General features: G+C 71.0%; 13 protein-coding genes. 1 reads left to right on the top strand and 12 read right to left on the bottom strand.

All coding sequences use genetic code 11. From position 1 onward, the window contains the following. Nucleotides 1-127: 127 nt before the first annotated feature. The 12 genes from VGR06_RS23765 to eccCa all read right to left on the bottom strand — a co-directional run bounded on the left by VGR06_RS23765 (nt 128) and on the right by eccCa (nt 13,893). Nucleotides 128-469 carry a hypothetical protein gene (locus VGR06_RS23765; RefSeq protein ID WP_327561323.1) on the bottom strand — a complete coding sequence of 114 codons (342 nt, stop codon included), beginning with the start codon at nt 467-469 and terminating at the stop codon, nt 128-130. Nucleotides 470-590: 121 nt separating this feature from the next. Further along, nucleotides 591-1,142: a hypothetical protein gene (locus tag VGR06_RS23760; protein ID WP_327561322.1), complete on the bottom strand. Its 552-nt coding sequence runs from the start codon at nt 1,140-1,142 to the stop codon at nt 591-593. After that, on the bottom strand, nt 1,139-3,253 hold the full coding sequence (locus VGR06_RS23755) for a WXG100 family type VII secretion target (RefSeq protein ID WP_327561321.1): 2,115 nt from the start codon (nt 3,251-3,253) through the stop codon (nt 1,139-1,141). Before VGR06_RS23755 ends, VGR06_RS23760 begins: the two co-directional genes overlap by 4 nt. A 10-nt stretch (nt 3,254-3,263) precedes the next feature. After that, nucleotides 3,264-3,617 carry a hypothetical protein gene (locus tag VGR06_RS23750; protein WP_327561320.1) on the bottom strand — a complete coding sequence of 118 codons (354 nt, stop codon included), beginning with the start codon at nt 3,615-3,617 and terminating at the stop codon, nt 3,264-3,266. A 92-nt stretch (nt 3,618-3,709) separates the two neighbouring features. Then, nucleotides 3,710-5,077: a phosphoglucosamine mutase gene (gene glmM, locus VGR06_RS23745; RefSeq protein WP_327561319.1), complete on the bottom strand. Its 1,368-nt coding sequence runs from the start codon at nt 5,075-5,077 to the stop codon at nt 3,710-3,712. 88 nt (nt 5,078-5,165) lie between these two features. Next, nucleotides 5,166-5,624: a 30S ribosomal protein S9 gene (gene rpsI, locus VGR06_RS23740; RefSeq protein WP_414637321.1), complete on the bottom strand. Its 459-nt coding sequence runs from the start codon at nt 5,622-5,624 to the stop codon at nt 5,166-5,168. Beyond that, a complete protein-coding gene (gene rplM / locus VGR06_RS23735; RefSeq protein ID WP_327561318.1) occupies nt 5,621-6,067 on the bottom strand; it encodes a 50S ribosomal protein L13 in 447 nt (148 codons plus the stop codon). Before rplM ends, rpsI begins: the two co-directional genes overlap by 4 nt. Nucleotides 6,068-6,188: 121 nt before the next feature. Next, a complete protein-coding gene (locus tag VGR06_RS23730) occupies nt 6,189-6,923 on the bottom strand; it encodes an SDR family oxidoreductase (RefSeq protein ID WP_327561317.1) in 735 nt (244 codons plus the stop codon). A 140-nt stretch (nt 6,924-7,063) separates the two neighbouring features. Further along, the gene (locus tag VGR06_RS23725; RefSeq protein WP_327561316.1) at nt 7,064-7,354 is read right to left on the bottom strand and encodes a WXG100 family type VII secretion target; all 291 of its coding nucleotides are present in this window, start codon (nt 7,352-7,354) and stop codon (nt 7,064-7,066) included. A gap of 65 nt (nt 7,355-7,419) precedes the next feature. Further along, nucleotides 7,420-7,725: a WXG100 family type VII secretion target gene (locus VGR06_RS23720; RefSeq protein ID WP_327561315.1), complete on the bottom strand. Its 306-nt coding sequence runs from the start codon at nt 7,723-7,725 to the stop codon at nt 7,420-7,422. A 370-nt stretch (nt 7,726-8,095) separates the two neighbouring features. Further along, entirely contained in the window at nt 8,096-9,919 is a 1,824-nt protein-coding gene (locus VGR06_RS23715; protein ID WP_327561314.1) for a type VII secretion-associated protein, read from the bottom strand. Continuing rightward, a complete protein-coding gene (eccCa, locus tag VGR06_RS23710; RefSeq protein WP_327561313.1) occupies nt 9,901-13,893 on the bottom strand; it encodes a type VII secretion protein EccCa in 3,993 nt (1,330 codons plus the stop codon). Before eccCa ends, VGR06_RS23715 begins: the two co-directional genes overlap by 19 nt. A 303-nt stretch (nt 13,894-14,196) precedes the next feature. On the opposite strand from eccCa, the gene eccD reads away from it, so the two are divergent. Beyond that, the gene (gene eccD, locus VGR06_RS23705) at nt 14,197-15,594 is read left to right on the top strand and encodes a type VII secretion integral membrane protein EccD (RefSeq protein ID WP_327561312.1); all 1,398 of its coding nucleotides are present in this window, start codon (nt 14,197-14,199) and stop codon (nt 15,592-15,594) included. The last annotated feature ends 39 nt before the right edge of the window (nt 15,595-15,633 follow it).

Genomic DNA, 15,633 nt, shown 5'->3' with positions numbered 1-15,633 from the left:
CAGAGGGTGCCGGCTTCCTCCGTGCGCTGCTCGGGGCTCGTTCCTCGCCCCTGCGCTGCTCCTCCGTCCAGCCGGCACCGCGGCCTCGCCTCCGCTCATCGATTCCCCTCGTGGGCGCTCGTGCTCATCAGCGACCGGACTGGCTGAGGTTCTGCGAGTTCTGCTGGTCGGTGGCCGCGTAACGAGCGCTCGCGCCGCTGATCTGGCCGGCGAACGCGGTCAGGTTGGCGCACATGGCGTCCGACCCGGTGCCGAGCGCCTCGATGGCCTTGGAGAAGTCGCCGAACCACTGGGTGTGCTTGGTGCCGAAATCCTTGTCGGTGACCTTGGCCGGCTTGAGGTCCTTGACCTCCTGCTGCGCGTCCTCAGCGGTGTCGTTGATGGTCCGCGCCGCCGACGACATCCCGTCGGTGGACGTCCGGTAACCGGACGGGGCGCTGACACCGGAGCCGGCCGGCGGAGTGTTCATGGTTCCCCCTTCACGAGAGGCAGCAGTCATGCAGGTCAACGCTACGACGCACACCGGCGGCACCCGGTGCCCTGCATCTGCACAGAGAACCTACACACCCACCCGGGTGGACGGGGTGGGGTCAGCGCATCCAGCGGTGACCGGAGAGGTCGTCGTCCTCGTCGCTGGCGCGGGGCGGGCGGCGGACGGGTGGCGGCGGCGGGGCGGCGGCTGCGGGTGGCGTGGGCCGTGCGGAGTCGTCGTCCTCGAACCCCAGGGACAGCACGTGATCACGTGGCCCGGCCGGCTGGGCGGGGGTGGGCAGCGGGTCGGGCTGGACCGTCGGAGGTGGAACCGGCGGGGGTGTCCAGTTCGGCTCGGTCGCCGCCGGCGGCTGGGCGGGGAGGATCTCGTCGCCACCGAGGGAGAGCACGGTCTGCTTCGGTGGTTTGCGCTGCCACGGGGAGGCCGTGCCCGCCTCGTCCGGGGGCGGCTCGGGGCGGCGGCCCTTCTCGATCTCCTCGGCCATGGCCTCACGCTCGGCGGCCTCGCGGGCGAACGCCTCGCGCGCCTCCCGGTCGATCTGGTCGGAGCGCTCACCGCACTCGTCCAGCGACCGCACCGCCTCCGCGGTCACCGCCTCGAGCCTGCGCTGGGTGGCCAGGTCGTCGATCTCGTAGAGCGCCATGCTCATCTCTCGTCCTCACCGACCGCGCCGGCCAGGTGCGCCTCCCCGTCGTCGAACAGGTCGCCGTGGATCCGCCACGCGCTGCCCGCCCGGCCGGTGTCGCCACCGCCGCTCCCGCCACCCATACCGCCCATCATCGGCATTCCGCCGCCGGCCATCCCCTGCTGCGAGTGGTCCGCCGGCGCCGTGGACCCGCCGTCATCGGCCGTGGCCAGTCCCGCCTCGCCGGGCCCACCCGGCTGATGCGCCTCGAACTGTCCCAGCGCGGCCGCCCCCGGCGCACCCCAACCACCCGAGTCGTCCGAAGCCACATAGCCCGAGCCACCCGCCGACCCCTGCGCCTCGGTCCGCGCGACCAACGGGTCCGACCCGGCCGGCACCTGCTGATCCGGCTGGGAAACCTGGGTCTCGTACCCGCCCGGAACCGCCTGACCGGGTCCGGCAGGCGTGCCCGGACCGGCACCGGCATCCGCCGGAGCGCTGATCGGCACCGCCTGCCCGGGCGACACCGGCGGCTCCGGCTGGGCATGCCGGCCCACCGCGCCGTCCGGAGCCGGCTGGCCGGCGCCGACGACCTGACCTGCCGGCTGGCCGGGAGTGCCGTGGTCGACCTGCGGGTTGGCCGGGTCGGCGTAGTCGAGGGTGTAGGTGGTCGGCGGCGCGCCGGCGCCGTTGTCGACGGTGACCATGACCGTGTCGGCCGAGCCGGGCGGGTGCTCGGCGGTGATGGTGAGCGGACCGTCCTTGATCACGCACTTGCCGTCCTGGCCGGCCTGTACCGGCGTGGACCCGGCGGGCTGGCCCGCGCCGGAATCCGGGGTGCCGGCCGGCGGTGCTCCGCCGCCCGCGGGTGGCTGGCCGGTGCCCGGCGTGGTTCGGGTCGGGTCGCCGAAGTCCAGGTCGTAGGACTTCGGTTTGCCGGTGCCGTCGTCGACGGTGACCTTGACGTGGCCCTGCCCGTCGGGGCTCTGCACGCCGATGGTGCGGTCGCCGTCCTTGATCTCCACGGTCTCCGGCTTGGTCGCCCCCGGGTCGTCCTCAGTGGATGGCTGGCCCGGAGATGGCTGGGCGGGCTGGTCGGTTCCGGCCGGTGGCGTGGAGTCCCCGCCACCTCCCGGAGGCGGGGAGCTGGAACCTCCACCACCACCCGGGTTGGGATTTCCGTTGCCCGGGTTGGGGTTTCCGTTGCCACGGTGATCGTCGGGGTCGGTGCCGCCGGAGCCGCCCGCGGTGCCGGGGACGGTCATCGTGGAGAACACCTTCAGCTCCGCGATGATCCGCAGGTTCTCCAATGCCGCCCGGTAGGCGTTGCCGACGCCGGTCTTGAGCTGGTCGGTGGCCACGTACCACTCGTGGATCTTGCCCTCGATGGCGCTTTTCTCGTCGTTGGACCACTTCACGATGTCGCGGTACTGGCTGATCACCAGGCCGGCGTTCTCGTTGCAGCGCCAGCCGGACACCAGGTCGTAGCGGGCCTGCGTGATGTGCTTGCCGACGATGATCCCTTCCTGCTCCGAGTTGTCCTTGGTGCACTCACCGAACCCGGTGCCGAAATGGTTGGTGGGGCAGACGTCGGCGAAGTGCTCGCAGTCGCCCTCGGTGACCTTCCGCCAGTCGTTGGGCTTGGCCAGGTTGTCGAACGCGAGGATGCGCGTGCTGTTGTCGCGGTAGCTGTTGTACTGCGTGCGGATGCCCGCCGTGGCGGTGCCGAGCCCCTTGGCGGTGGTCTTCACCGCGGCCGAGTAGTCGTTGAGCGTCTTCTCCACCCGCTCGACGGCCGCCCGGAACGCGTCGAACGACTTGCCCTTCCAGTCGTGTGCGAGCTGGTCCTTGCCCTTCTTGATCACCGCAGAGATGTTGTCGATGGCCGCGGCGAGGCCGTTCAGCCTGGCCACGTCCTTGTCGATGCGGCCCCAGTGCAGGCAGCACACCTCTTCGCGTTTGGCGCCCGACTTCGGGTTCAGGTTCAGCTCGAGCTTGGCGTCGTAGCCGGGGACCGTCTTGTCCACGCCCTCGTCCAGCGGCGTCCCGATGACGTCCCAGCACTCCCCGGTGTCCCCCACCGCGGCGACCGCGTTGTTCATGCCGGCCGCGGCGTTCGGCATCTCGAAGTTCATCCCGGTCCCCCTAGACCGCGCGGTTGCCGCCGCCGTGCGACGCCGGCTGCGCTGGCAGTTGCTCCTCGATCGCCTTGATGTTCTGGAACCCGGTGGTGTCGGCCTGCACCACCAGGTCGGTGCCCTGCATCAGGTTGGCGTGAATCTCACCCAGATGGGTGGCCAGGTTCCCCAGATCGTCGGCGATCGCCTTCAGGTACGCCTCGAACTTCGCGCCGTGGTCCTGCCACGACTTGCCGAAGTCGGCGGCGTGCGCGGTGGTCTGCCCCACCGTGGCCCTGACCTGGTCGACCTGCACCTTGGCCTGGTTGAACACCTCCGCAAACCCTCGAACCGACGCGGCGTCGTACTCGAACCCGTCCATGCGTCCCCTCTTCCCCAGTTTCGCAAACCGGAATCTACCCAAGTTTGACCTGGTCCGAGGTATTTGGCAGGTTTTGCGGACGCGAACGTACGTCAACCGAGCGCGGAGACGACCCTCGCCAGGCGGTTGGCGGCGGACTCGGCGGTGTCGTGGGTGGGAGCCTCGACCATGACCCGGACGAGCTGCTCGGTGCCGGAGGGGCGGAGCAGCACCCGGCCGGTCTCGCCGAGCTCGGACTCGACGGCGGCGACCGCCTCGCTGACCGAGACCGACGCGGCCACCGCGGCCTTGTCGGCGACCCGGACGTTCACCAGGACCTGCGGAAGCCGGCGCATGACGGCGGCCAGGTCGGCCAGCGACCGGCCGGTCGAGGTCATCCGGGACATCAGCTGCAGCGCGGTCAGCAGGCCGTCGCCGGTGGTGGCGTAGGCCGGGAGGACGACGTGGCCGGACTGCTCGCCGCCGAGCGAGAACCCGCCCGCGCGCAGCTCCTCCAGCACGTACCGGTCGCCGACCGCGGTGGTGCGCAGCTCCAGGCCGTGCTCGCGCATCGCCAGATGCAGACCGAGATTGCTCATCACGGTGGCGACCAGGGTGTCGCCGGCCAGCTCGCCGGACTCCTTGAGGGACAGCGCCAGCACCGCCATGACCTGGTCGCCGTCCACCAGCTCGCCGGTGGCGTCCACGGCCAGGCACCGGTCGGCGTCGCCGTCGTGCGCGATGCCGAGGTCGGCCTGCTCCGCCAGCACCGCCTCGCGAACGGCGTCCAGGTGGGTGGACCCGCACCCGTCGTTGATGTTCTCCCCGTCCGGCAGCGCGTGGATGGCGATCACCTCGGCGCCGGCCTCCCGGTAGGCGCGCGGGGCGGCGGCCCAGGCGGCGCCGTTCGCGCAGTCCACCACCACCCGCAGGCCGTCGAGCCGGTGCGGGGTCGCCTTGAGCAGGTGCTCGATGTAGCGGTCGAGCGCGTCGGTGATGTCGTACATACGCCCGACCCCGGCGCCGGTGGGCCGGGCCGCGGGGCCGCCGACGCCCGCCCTCGTCGCGGCGTCGATCCCCACCACGTCGGCCTCGATCTCGTCTTCAACACTGTCCGGCAGCTTGTGCCCGCCGGCCGCGAAGAGCTTGATCCCGTTGTCCGGCATGGGGTTGTGCGAGGCGGAGATCATCACGCCGAGGTCGGCGTCGAGCTCGCCGACGAGGTACGCGATGGCTGGCGTGGGCAGCACCCCGACCTGCATGACGTCGGCGCCGGCCGAGGTCAGCCCGGCGCACACGGCGGCCTGCAGCATCTCGCCGCTGACCCGGGGGTCCCGGCCGACCACCGCGACCGGCCGGTGCGAGCTGTCGTGCGCGGCGAGCACCCGGGCGGCGCTCGCGGACACGGACAGGGCCAGCTCGGGCGTAAGGTCACCGTTGGCGAGACCGCGAACACCGTCGGTGCCGAAAAGGCGGGCCATGGTCGGTGCTACCTCCAGGCGAAGGGAATGCAGTTACGCCGCGCACGGTGCATCTGACGCACCGAACGCGGCGTTACCGGCTACCGACTCAGCGCTTGCTGTACTGGGGCGCCTTGCGGGCCTTCTTCAGGCCGTACTTCTTGCGCTCCTTGACCCGGGGGTCGCGGGTGAGGAAGCCGGCCTTCTTGAGCGCCGGCCGGTCGTCGCTGTCCAGCTGGATCAGCGCCCGGGCGATCGCCAGGCGCAGCGCACCGGCCTGCCCGGTGATGCCGCCACCCTTGAGGTTGGCCCGGATGTCGTACGCCTCCGGCTTGTCCAGGATCACCAGCGGCTCGCGGATGAGCTGCTGGTGCACCTTGTTCGGGAAGTACTCCTCGAGCGTCTTGCCGTTCAGCTTGAACTGGCCGGTGCCGGGCGTGATCCGAACCCGGACCACGGCCTCCTTGCGCCGGCCCACGGTTTGCGCGGTCTCCGCGGTCACCCGGGGGGGCTTCGGGGCAGCCGGCGCCTCGTCCAGCTCGGGCAGGGTCACAAACTCTTCACTCACTGCTTCTCGACCTTCGCGATCTCGAACGGCTTGGGCTGCTGGGCGGCATGCGGGTGGTCCGGGCCGGCGTAGACCTTGAGCTTCTTGCCCTGGGCGCGGCCGAGCTTGTTCTTCGGCAGCATGCCCTTGACGACCTTCTCCAGCAGCCGGTCGGGGCGGGTGTCGAGCAGCTCGCCGAACGAGCGCTTGCGCAGGCCGCCGGGGTAGCCGCTGTGCCGGTAGGCGAACTTCTGGTCGCGCTTGTTGCCGGTCAGCGCCACCTTGCCGGCGTTGACGATGATGACGAAGTCGCCGGTGTCCACGTGCGGGGCGAACGTGGGCTTGTGCTTGCCGCGCAGCAACGTCGCGACCTGCGTGGCGAGCCGGCCGAGCACCACGTCCTCGGCATCGATGACATGCCAGACGCGGTCCACCTCGCCGGGCTTCGGGCTGTACGTGCGCACGGGTCTACCTCGTCGTCAAGTCTCTGGGTTCTGTGCGTGCCTCACCGAGCGTTCGCGCTCCGCGCCGCACAACAACGTCAGAAGATACCTGCCGCTTCCCGGGAGGGTCAAAGCGGGTCCCCTAGCCGCGGCCGATGAACGGCATGGTGGTGGCCGTGATCGTGAGGAACTGCACGTTGGTGTCCAGCGGCAGGGTGGCCATGAAGCGCACCGCGTGGGCCACGTGGACCGGGTCGAAGACCGGCTCGGCGGCGATGGTGCCGTTGGCCTGCGGGACGCCCTCGGCGAACTTTGCGGCCAAGGCGGTGGCCGCGTTGCCGATGTCGATCTGGCCGCAGGCGATGTCGAACGGGCGGCCGTCCAGGGAGATCGACTTCGTCAGTCCGGTGATCGCGTGCTTGGTCGCGGTGTAGGCCGGGCTCGCCGGGCGCGGGCTGACCGCCGAGATCGAGCCGTTGTTGATGATCCGCCCGCCCCGCGGGTCCTGGTCGCGCATCAGCCGGAACGCCTCGGCGGCGCACAGGAAGGACCCGGTCAGGTTGGTGTCCACGACACGTTGCCAGTCCTCGAGGGACAGGTCGGCGACAGTGCCCGGCACGTTGATCCCGGCGTTGTTGAACAGCAGGTCGATCCGCCCGAACGCGCGGCGCACCTCGGCGAAGAGCGCCGCCACCGACGCCGGGTCGGCGACGTCGGCGGGCACGACGTGAGCGTCCCCGTGGGACCTTGCGGTCTCGCGGAGCGTCTCCTCGTGCCGCCCGGCCAGCACCACCCGGTAGCCGGCGTCCAGCAACTCCCGCGCGACCACCCGCCCGATTCCCGAGCCGGCTCCGGTCACCACGGCCACCTGTTCCATGCGCCCAGCCTGGCACACCGGCCCGGAACGTCGAACTCACTTGCCCGAGCGTCGAACTCGGTTGCCGGAGCGTCGAACTCGCGGGCAAACAAAGGCCCCGGGAGGGTTCTCCCGGGGCTCCTTTGTCTTGGGGAGCTAGCTCACCAGCGGGCCGTGTTCTGCTGCTCGGTGTGGTGCGCGTCCTCGCGGGTCTTCTTGACCGCGATGGAGATCTTGGCCAGCACCTGGATCAGGTCGGCGGCCGCGGTCTCGAACTTGGTCTTGGTCTGCCGGAAGGCCTCGCTCGCGCCACCCTGGTACTCCGCCGCCAGGTTGTTCACCTTGGTCCGCAGATCGTCGATGAGGGTCTGCATCCCGTTGACACGGCCGTCGATGGACCCCGCCAGCTCGTCCAAGCTGCCGAAGTCATACAGCATCAGGTCGCCGTCCATTTTTCCCTCTCAGTCGTTATTCGAAGTCTGAATGTGAATGTCGAGAATGGTTTGTTGAGCGACGATCAGCCGTCGAGGGCGGACATGATGCCGGTGATGTCCTGCTGGGCCTGCGCGTTCTGCGCCTCGTAGGCCTTCGAGGAGGCCGTCACCTGGTCGGCGATGTTGTTGAGGCTCTCGTTCATCTGCTGCAGGTCCTGCGCGAACTTGGTCATCAGGTTGTTGAAGGCGACCTGAGCGGTGCCCTTCCAGTTGACCGCCTCGACGGCCGACGCCAGCTGCTGGCCCTGGTTCATGAGCTGCTGCTTGGTGTCGACCATCTCCTGGCCGGCCCGCATGAGCTCAGCTGCTCCAGCCTGGAACATTGCCATTTGGGTGAACCCCCTTCGTTCAGGGTCTCGGTGGTCCGTACGTCATCGGAGTTCGTACGGCCGGTACGACGACACCCTGCCAGGTCCGGTTCCGCGGTGCGCCCGGTTGACCGCATGTCGTTGCGAGCGTGAACGCACGACCAGCCCGCCCACCTGAACATCCGGTGAACTTCGCCGTTCCAGACATGTGCTAATGCGCATGATTCCCTTTGGCGAATCGCCGAAAATAGCGGCGGCTAGCTGGGATTTCGTCTCGATCAGACCGAGCCGAGTGGCAACTGGACGTGCCGGCCGGACCGGCTCCGCCCGGCCCGATTCGCTGTTGCGAAATATCTCGACCTGCTCACTCCTTCGGGTGAATCCGCCCGGATCACCTGGTGATGGTCATGGTGCGCACGACCGTCTCGCACGCGGGCTGGACGGTTCCCCGCGCCGGTGCGGTGTACTGGCAGCCGACGCTGACCTGGGTGTGCGACCTGAACAGGACGTACCAGTCGACCGTGGTGTTGGGGTGGGTCTGCCGGTAGTGGATGAGCGTGCGGCCGGCGTACGAGACGCTGTCGCTGAAGTCGGAGAAGTCGGCGCCGGCGGCGGTGAAGTCGGCGCGGAGCTTGTCGACGGCGCGCGGGCGGTCCGTGTCGCTGTCGAAGGAGAGCCGGGTCTGCTCGACCAGGATGCGGTCCGCGCCCTGCTCGGCACCGGACGGCTTGACCTCGGTCTGGAGCTTGTCGGGCTCACCGCCGGTCTGGGTCCAGCCGGAGGGCAGGGCGAACTGGTACTCGTACTGGGCGATCATCCGGGTCGGCGGTGCCGGCTCCGTGCCGGGTGAGTTTCCGCCGCCCAGCACCAGGATCAGGACGATCCCGAGGCCGGCGGCGACGGCCGTGCCCGCGGCGATCCAGGTGATCCGGCGGCCCCGGGAGGCGGCGCGCGGGTGGGACGGCGGCGCGGGCGGAACGGGTCCGAGCGCGGGCTGACCGCGGGCCGGCGTTCCGGGCGGTGCGCCGCCGGCGGGCGCGGTCATCGGGTGTGGTCCAGCGGGTGGCCGGTCGGCGAGGGAGACGGTGCCGGCCGGGACCACGCCGGTGTGGTCCGGCTCGGGGCTGGCGGCCCGCAGCGCGCCCCGGGCCACGACCGTCTCGGGCTGGTCGAGCGTGGTGGGGACGACCCCGCAGCGCTGGTGCACCAGGCGGGCCACCAGGGGGATCCGGCTGGAACCGCCGACCAGGAAGATCCCGGCGAGCTGCGCCGGAGCGAGGCCGGCGGCGCGGATGGTGGCCTCGGTGAGCTCCGCGGCGCGGCCCAGCCGGGGGGCGATCAGGCCTTCCAGGTCGGCGCGGGTGACGTGGGCGTCCGGGAACGGCGGCGGCAGCGGCACGTCGGTGTAGGTATGCCGGGAAAGCGTCTCCTTGGCGCCGCGGACGTCCTGGTGGATGACCCGGCGCCGGCGGCGGTCGGGCAGCTCGCGGCCCTCGATGAGGGCGCGCCAGGCGTCCGGGTCGGTGCTCGAGACCAGCGAGCCGACGTGTTCGAGCAGCAGCTGGTCGATGTCCGCGCCGCCGAAGCTCGGGTCGCCGCGGGTGGCGAGCACCTGGAATCCGGGCAGCCGGGGGTCCGTGCGGGGCTCGCGGCGGACCACGCTCACGTCCACGGTCCCGCCGCCGATGTCCAGCACCGCCAGCACGCCGGCAGCGGTCCCGCCCTGCGGAAAGCTCGCCGTGTGGAACACCGCCGCCGCGACCGGTTCGGGGATCAGCACGATCCGCGTGGCCAGGCCGTTCGCCGCCTGGCGCAGCACCCGGGTGCGGACACCACCCCAGTCCGCGGGATGGGTGAGCACCAGCTGGTCCACGGCCGCACCGCCGGCGAGCCGCCGGGCCTCGGCCACGGCCCGGGACAGCACGACCCGGATCGCCTCGCGCACGCCGATCACCGTGTTGCCCAGCAGCAGCTCCGTCTCGTCGATGCGGCGCTTGGGATGCGGCTCGTACCGGGACGGGTCGATGGCCGCCTGCCGGTCCGCCTCCTGCCCGACGAACAGCGTCCCGTCGGTCCCCGCGTACACCGCCGAGGACATCAGCGGGTTCCCGTCCACGGCGACGACCTGAGCCTCCCGGCCGTGCACGGACACGGCCACACACGTGCTCGACGTGCCGAAGTCGACGGCGACCCGGATCACTCTGTTTGCAACCAAGCCACATGCATCAGCTGCTGGCCGACCTTGCGGCTGACCAGGGTGCCGCGGCCGGGTGGCAGAGCCGTGGGCTTGACGGTGCCGAGCAGGGCGCCCTCGTCCTTGCTGCCGCTGCCGACCAGGCCGGGGCTGGCGATCTCCTTGAGCTTGCCGATGATCGGGTCGTAGGTGGCCCGGGAGGCGCCACCGGTGCGCCGGGCGACGATCACGTGCAGCCCGACGTCCTTGGCCTGGGCCAGGAACTCCGAGATGGGCTGCAGCGGGTTGCCCGCCTGGGTGGCGACCAGGTCGTAGTCGTCGACGATCACGAACAGCTCGGGGCCCTTCCACCAGGAGCGGTTGCGCAGTTGCTCCTGGGTGACGTCCGGGCCGGGCAGCCGCTTGGTCATCGAGTTCTTCACGTCGTTGATCATGCCGGTGAGCTGGTTGGAGGACACCGCGTAGCCGAGCAGGTGCTCGGTCTCGACGAAGCCCAGCATGGTCCGCCGGTAGTCGACCAGGATGATCACGGCCTCCTTGGCCGTGTACCGCTCGGTGATGCCCCGCACGATCGTGCGCAGCAGGTTCGTCTTGCCCGACTCGCCGTCCATGAACGCCACGAAGTGCGGCTCGGCGTCGAAGTCGAGGAAGACCGGGGCGAGCGCGTCCTCGTTGACGCCGATCGGCACCATCCGGGACTCGCCGCGCCGGCCGTCCAGCGAGAGCAGGTCGGCATAGGGCAGCACCTCGGGCAGCAGCCGCACCTGCGGCGCGTGCCGGCCGCGCCAGGCCGCACGGATCTTGGCCACCGCGTCCTGCACGCCGGTGGCCACGTCCTCGGTGCTCGACGACCCGTCCACCCGGGGCAGGCCGACCAGGAAGTGCAACTTGTCCCGGGACAGCCCGCGGCCGGGGTAGCCCTCGGGCACGTTCACCGCGGTCCGGCGGTCCACCTCGGACTCGCTGGGGTCACCGAGGCGCAGCTCGAACCGGGTGCCGAGCAGGTCCTTGAGCGCCGGCCGGATCTCCGCCCAGCGGTTCGCCGAGACGATCACGTGCACGCCGTAGGACAGGCCCTGCGCGGCCAGGTTGACCACCTGCATCTCGATGGACTCGAACTCCTGGCGGAAGTTGAGCCAGCCGTCGACGATCAGGAAGACGTCGCCGAACGGGTCCTCCGTGAGCTCGCCGCGCCGCTTGCGGTTGCGGAAGTCGGTCATCGAGTCGATCTGCCGGTCGCGGAAGATCTGCTCCCGGGTGGTCACCAGGCTGGACACCTCGGCCACCATCCGGCGCACCTTGTCCGGCTCGAGCCGGCCGGCCACCCCGCCCACGTGCGGCAGGCCGTTGAGCGTGCCCATCGTGCCGCCGCCCAGGTCGACGACGTAGAACTGGGTCTCCTCGGCGGTGTGCGTGAGCGACATCGACATGATCAGCGTCCGGAGCAGCATGGACTTGCCGGACTGCGGGCCGCCGGCCACCGCGGCGTGTCCCGCGGCGCCGGAGAAGTCCGCCCACAGCAGGTCGCGGCGCTGCTCGTAGGGCTTGTCGATCAGGCCGAGCGGCGGCTGCAGCCGGCCGTTACCGAAGAACCCGACCGGGGACAGGCCGCGGTCCTCGGTGGGTTGCAGCGGCGGCAGCAGCGTGTCCAGCGAGTTCGGGGTCTCCAGCGGCGGCAGCCACACCTCGTGCGCGGGCGGGCCCTGGCCGAGCAGCCGGCTGACGATCACGTCCAGCTCGCTCGGCTCGGTCGGGCTGTCCGGCTTGGGCGCCTCCCGCGGCGCCTCCCGCGGCTTCTCCGGCTCCTTGGGGATCTCCACGTAGTCCGGCACGAACAGCTTCGCCCGCCGGTCGCCGCTGACCGGGGCGGCCGGACCGGCGGACTGGATGCCGGCCGGGCGGTACGGGCCGGACACGTAGGCGGCCTTGAACCGGTGCATGGTCGAGGTGTCGAACTTCAGGTAGCCGGAGCCGGGTATGGACGGCAGCTCGAACGCGTCCGGCACCCCGATGGCGGCGCGGGACTCGGCCGCGGAGAACGTCTTCAGGCCGATCCGGTAGGACAGGTGCGAGTCGAGGCCACGCAGCTTGCCCTCCTCGAGACGTTGCGAGGCAAGCAACATGTGCATCTGCAGGGACCGGCCCAACCGTCCGATCGCGACGAACAGGTCGATGAAGTCCGGCTTGGCGCTCAGCAGCTCGGAGAACTCGTCGACCACGATGAACAACGCCGGCAGCGGGTCGAGATCCGCGCCGTTCTCCCTGGCCTTCTCGTACTCCCAGACGTTCTTGAAGTTGCCGCCGCTCTTCAGCGCCTCCTGCCGCCGGTTCATCTCGCCGGCCAGCGCGTCCTTCATGCGGTCGACCAGGATCAGCTGGTCCTGCAGGTTGGTGATGACCGCGGCGACGTGCGGCGCCGAGTCCAGCCCCAGGAACGTCGCGCCACCCTTGAAGTCGACCAGCACGAAGTTCAGCGTCGAGCTGGAGTGCGTGGCGAGCATGCCGAGCACCAGCGTGCGCAGGAACTCCGACTTGCCGGACCCGGTGGCGCCGATGCACAGGCCGTGCGGGCCCATGCCCTCCATCGCGGCTTCCTTGATGTCCAGCTCCACCAGCTGGCCGTGCTCGCCCACCCCGAACGGGACCCGGTAGCGGTCCCGGATCGGGCGCGGCCGCCAGGCCTGCTGCACGTCGAAGGTCATCGGGTCGCCGGGGATGTTGAGCAGCTCGAGCAGCGTCGGGTTGGACAGCAGCGGCTCATCGTCCCCCATGTCCGCGGCAGCGGCGCCCAACCGCCACGGGGAAAGCTTGCGCGCCAACGCTTCCGCCTCGGCGACGGAGAGCCGGTCGGGGTGGGCGAACCACTCCACGCCGCTCGCGCTGCGCGCGCCGAGCCGGTCCTCCTCCACCACCAGGCGCAGGCCGCGGCGGGCGGTGAGGGTGCCCAGGCACTCGGAGAGGTCCAGCAGCGTGACGCCGACCAGGCCCTCCTCCAGGATGATCTGCTCCTCGCGGGTGACCTCGCCGTCGTCGATGACGATCAGGACGTGCGGCTGGTCGGCCTGCGGCGGCGCGTTGCGGGTGAACCGCTGCCGGTCGCGCAGCTGCTCGTCGAGCCACTCCTCCACCTGCGCCAGCGACCCGGCCATCATCCGGAGCTGGCCGATACCGTCCACATGAGACGGATGCTGCACGTGCGGCAGCCACTTGGCCCACTCCCACTCCTCCTTGGCCCGCCCCGCGGTGACCACGGCGACCAGCACGTCGTCCGGGGTGTGGAAGGTGACCAACTGGGCGATGAGCGCCCGGGTCAGGCCCCGGGTCAGGTCCCGGTCGCCGGACAGGCCCACCGCCGCGAAGCCACGGATGGCGATCTGGATCGGCAGCTCCGGGACGATCGAGTGGGCCCGGACGAACCGCCGCAGGGCCAGCGTCGCGATCGGCTCCAGCTCGTCGACCGGGCCGGTCTGCGGCGGCACCAGCCGGGTGGCCAGGCGCTGGGAGCCGCGACCGGCCCGCAGGTGGCAGAAGTCCGGGTCGGACTGGCGGCGCTCCCACATCCGGCGGCTGGTGGCGATGGACCACAGCGCCTGCGGGTCGGGGTGCACCCACTCCAGCGCCGCCCGCTGGTCGAGCGAGGCCTCCCGGGCGCGGTCCCGCATCTGGCCGAGGTAGCGCAGGTAGTCCTTGCGGTCCTCGTTCATCTCGGCCTTCTTCTGGCCGCCGCCGCGCCCGCCCCCGCCGGCCATCATGCCGACCATCGACATCATCATCATGCCGCCGAAGATCAAGGACGTCGGGTTGTTCTTGAACGCGACGAACATGAAGGCCATCATCCCGATGGTGGCCACGATCATGACCGCGGGCAGCATCTTCAGCACGATGTTGCCGGGGATGACCCGGGGCACCTCGGGCGGTGGCTCGAGGTGGACCTCACCACCCGGCTGACGCGGGGCGGACAGCCGCGGCGACCGCTTGAACTGCAGCGTGCTCACTGGTCCGCCTCTCCGGAATTTACCCATGTGGTGGCGTTGGGTGAGGGTCGCCCGGTTGGCCAGGTGCCAGTGGCTGGGTCGCGTCCCGTTCCCCTTGGGCGCGGTTGGCAGGCACGCGGCTCGTGCTGACGCTCGCTCACCGAATGGGACCCCTCATTCGAGTTGGCTACGACTTGCCGGAACCGGCGCACGGGCAGTTACCGGCAAGGCCATACTAGGGGCGCCGCGGCGTGCCCGGATGGGCAACCGAAAAGCCCGTGGCGGCGAACTACGCACGAGGACGAACGGATAGGGGGCGGCACGGTGGCAACCGGTACGACGGTGTTCAGCCGGGTGACGGTGGTGGCCCCGAGAACGCGCATCGACGTGGCGCTGCCGGCCGACGTCGCGGTGGCCGACCTGCTGCCGATGCTGCTGGAGATGGCCAAGGAGGCCACCCCGGACGGCGGCGCCCGGCACGGCGGCTGGTGCCTGGCCAAGCTCGGCGAGAACGCGCTGGACCCCAGCCGGACGCTGGCCTCGATGTCCGTGGTGGACGGCGAGATGCTGCAGTTGCGCCGGCGCTCGGAGAACCCGCCGCCGCCGATGTTCGACGACGTGGTGGACGCCATCGCGGAGTCCTCGCCGGACAGCTACCGGCCATGGACAAAGCAGACCGCCAACCGGATCGGCTACATCGGCGGCGCGATCGCGCTGATCCTCGCCTCGGTGACGGTGCTGCTGGCCGGGCCGATGGGGGCCGGCGGCCGGATCGGTGCGGCGGTGGCGGCCGGGGCCGGCGCTGTGGTCGCGGTGGCGCTCGGCACCGTGATCGCCCGGGCGTACCAGGCGGAAACGGCCGGGGTGCTGATCGCCGCGGCCGGCGGGCTGCCGATGGCGTTCGTCGCGGGCCTCTACATCGTGCCCGGCGCGACCGGGCGGGCGAGCCTGCTGCTGGCCTGCGCGCTGGTGCTGATCGTGGCCGCCGCGTCGATCATGCTGATCGGCGCCGGGATCACCACGTTCGTCGCCGCCGGCACCGCCGCCGCGCTCGGGGTCGTCGCGTTCACCGTGGCGACGCTGGTGGCGCACCCCGCGCCGGGCATCGCCGCGGGCACCGTGTCCGTCGCGCTGGCAGGGTTGTCCTTGCTGCCCCGCCTGACGATCCAGCTCGCCCGGCTGCCACTGCCGAACGTGCCGGGCAGCGCCGAGGACCTCAAGGAGGACTCGGGTTTCCCGGACTACCGCTCGATCGAGAAGCGGGCCGGGCTGGCGCACGAGTACCTGACCGGAATGATCGTCGGCTGCGGCGTGACCACGGCCGTCGGCGCGGTCATCACGGCGAGCGCGAACAACGTCTGGGGCGTCACCCTGGCCGTCGTGGCCACGCTGGTGCTGCTGCTGCGGGCTCGCACGTACGCCAACGGCAGCCAGGCGGTCGCGCTGCTGGCCTCCGGCATGCTGGCCACCGCCGGCATCGTGACCGGCTGGCTGGTCGGCGCCGAGGCGGGCGAGCGGCTGCTGTGGGTGTTCGGCACGCTGGTGCTGGTCGGCGCCGCATCGCTGGTGCTCGGTGTGATCTTCCCGGAGCAGCGGTTCTCCCCGCCCCTGCGGCGCACCGTGGAGATCATCGAGGCGATCTGCATCGCGGTGGTGCTCCCGCTGGCGCTGGCCGTCATGGGTCTGTACGGCACCTTGCGGCACATGGACATCGGGCTGTAGCGCGATGCGGTTCGCCACGACCACGAGGCTCGCCGCCGC

This window comes from Actinophytocola sp., assembly GCF_036002505.1.
In the GTDB taxonomy this organism is placed as follows: Bacteria; Actinomycetota; Actinomycetes; order Mycobacteriales; family Pseudonocardiaceae; genus DASYTH01.
This window is presented reverse-complemented; position numbering and strand designations above follow the sequence as displayed.

Bases quoted from the DNA above. Each gene is read 5' to 3' on its own strand.
- VGR06_RS23765 (WP_327561323.1), bottom strand. From the start codon at position 469: ATGAACACTCCGCCGGCCGGCTCCGGTGTCAGCGCCCCGTCCGGTTAC.
- VGR06_RS23760 (WP_327561322.1), bottom strand. From the start codon at position 1,142: ATGAGCATGGCGCTCTACGAGATCGACGACCTGGCCACCCAGCGCAGG.
- VGR06_RS23755 (WP_327561321.1), bottom strand. From the start codon at position 3,253: ATGAACTTCGAGATGCCGAACGCCGCGGCCGGCATGAACAACGCGGTC.
- VGR06_RS23750 (WP_327561320.1), bottom strand. From the start codon at position 3,617: ATGGACGGGTTCGAGTACGACGCCGCGTCGGTTCGAGGGTTTGCGGAG.
- glmM (WP_327561319.1), bottom strand. From the start codon at position 5,077: ATGGCCCGCCTTTTCGGCACCGACGGTGTTCGCGGTCTCGCCAACGGT.
- VGR06_RS23730 (WP_327561317.1), bottom strand. From the start codon at position 6,923: ATGGAACAGGTGGCCGTGGTGACCGGAGCCGGCTCGGGAATCGGGCGG.
- VGR06_RS23725 (WP_327561316.1), bottom strand. From the start codon at position 7,354: ATGGACGGCGACCTGATGCTGTATGACTTCGGCAGCTTGGACGAGCTG.
- VGR06_RS23720 (WP_327561315.1), bottom strand. From the start codon at position 7,725: ATGGCAATGTTCCAGGCTGGAGCAGCTGAGCTCATGCGGGCCGGCCAG.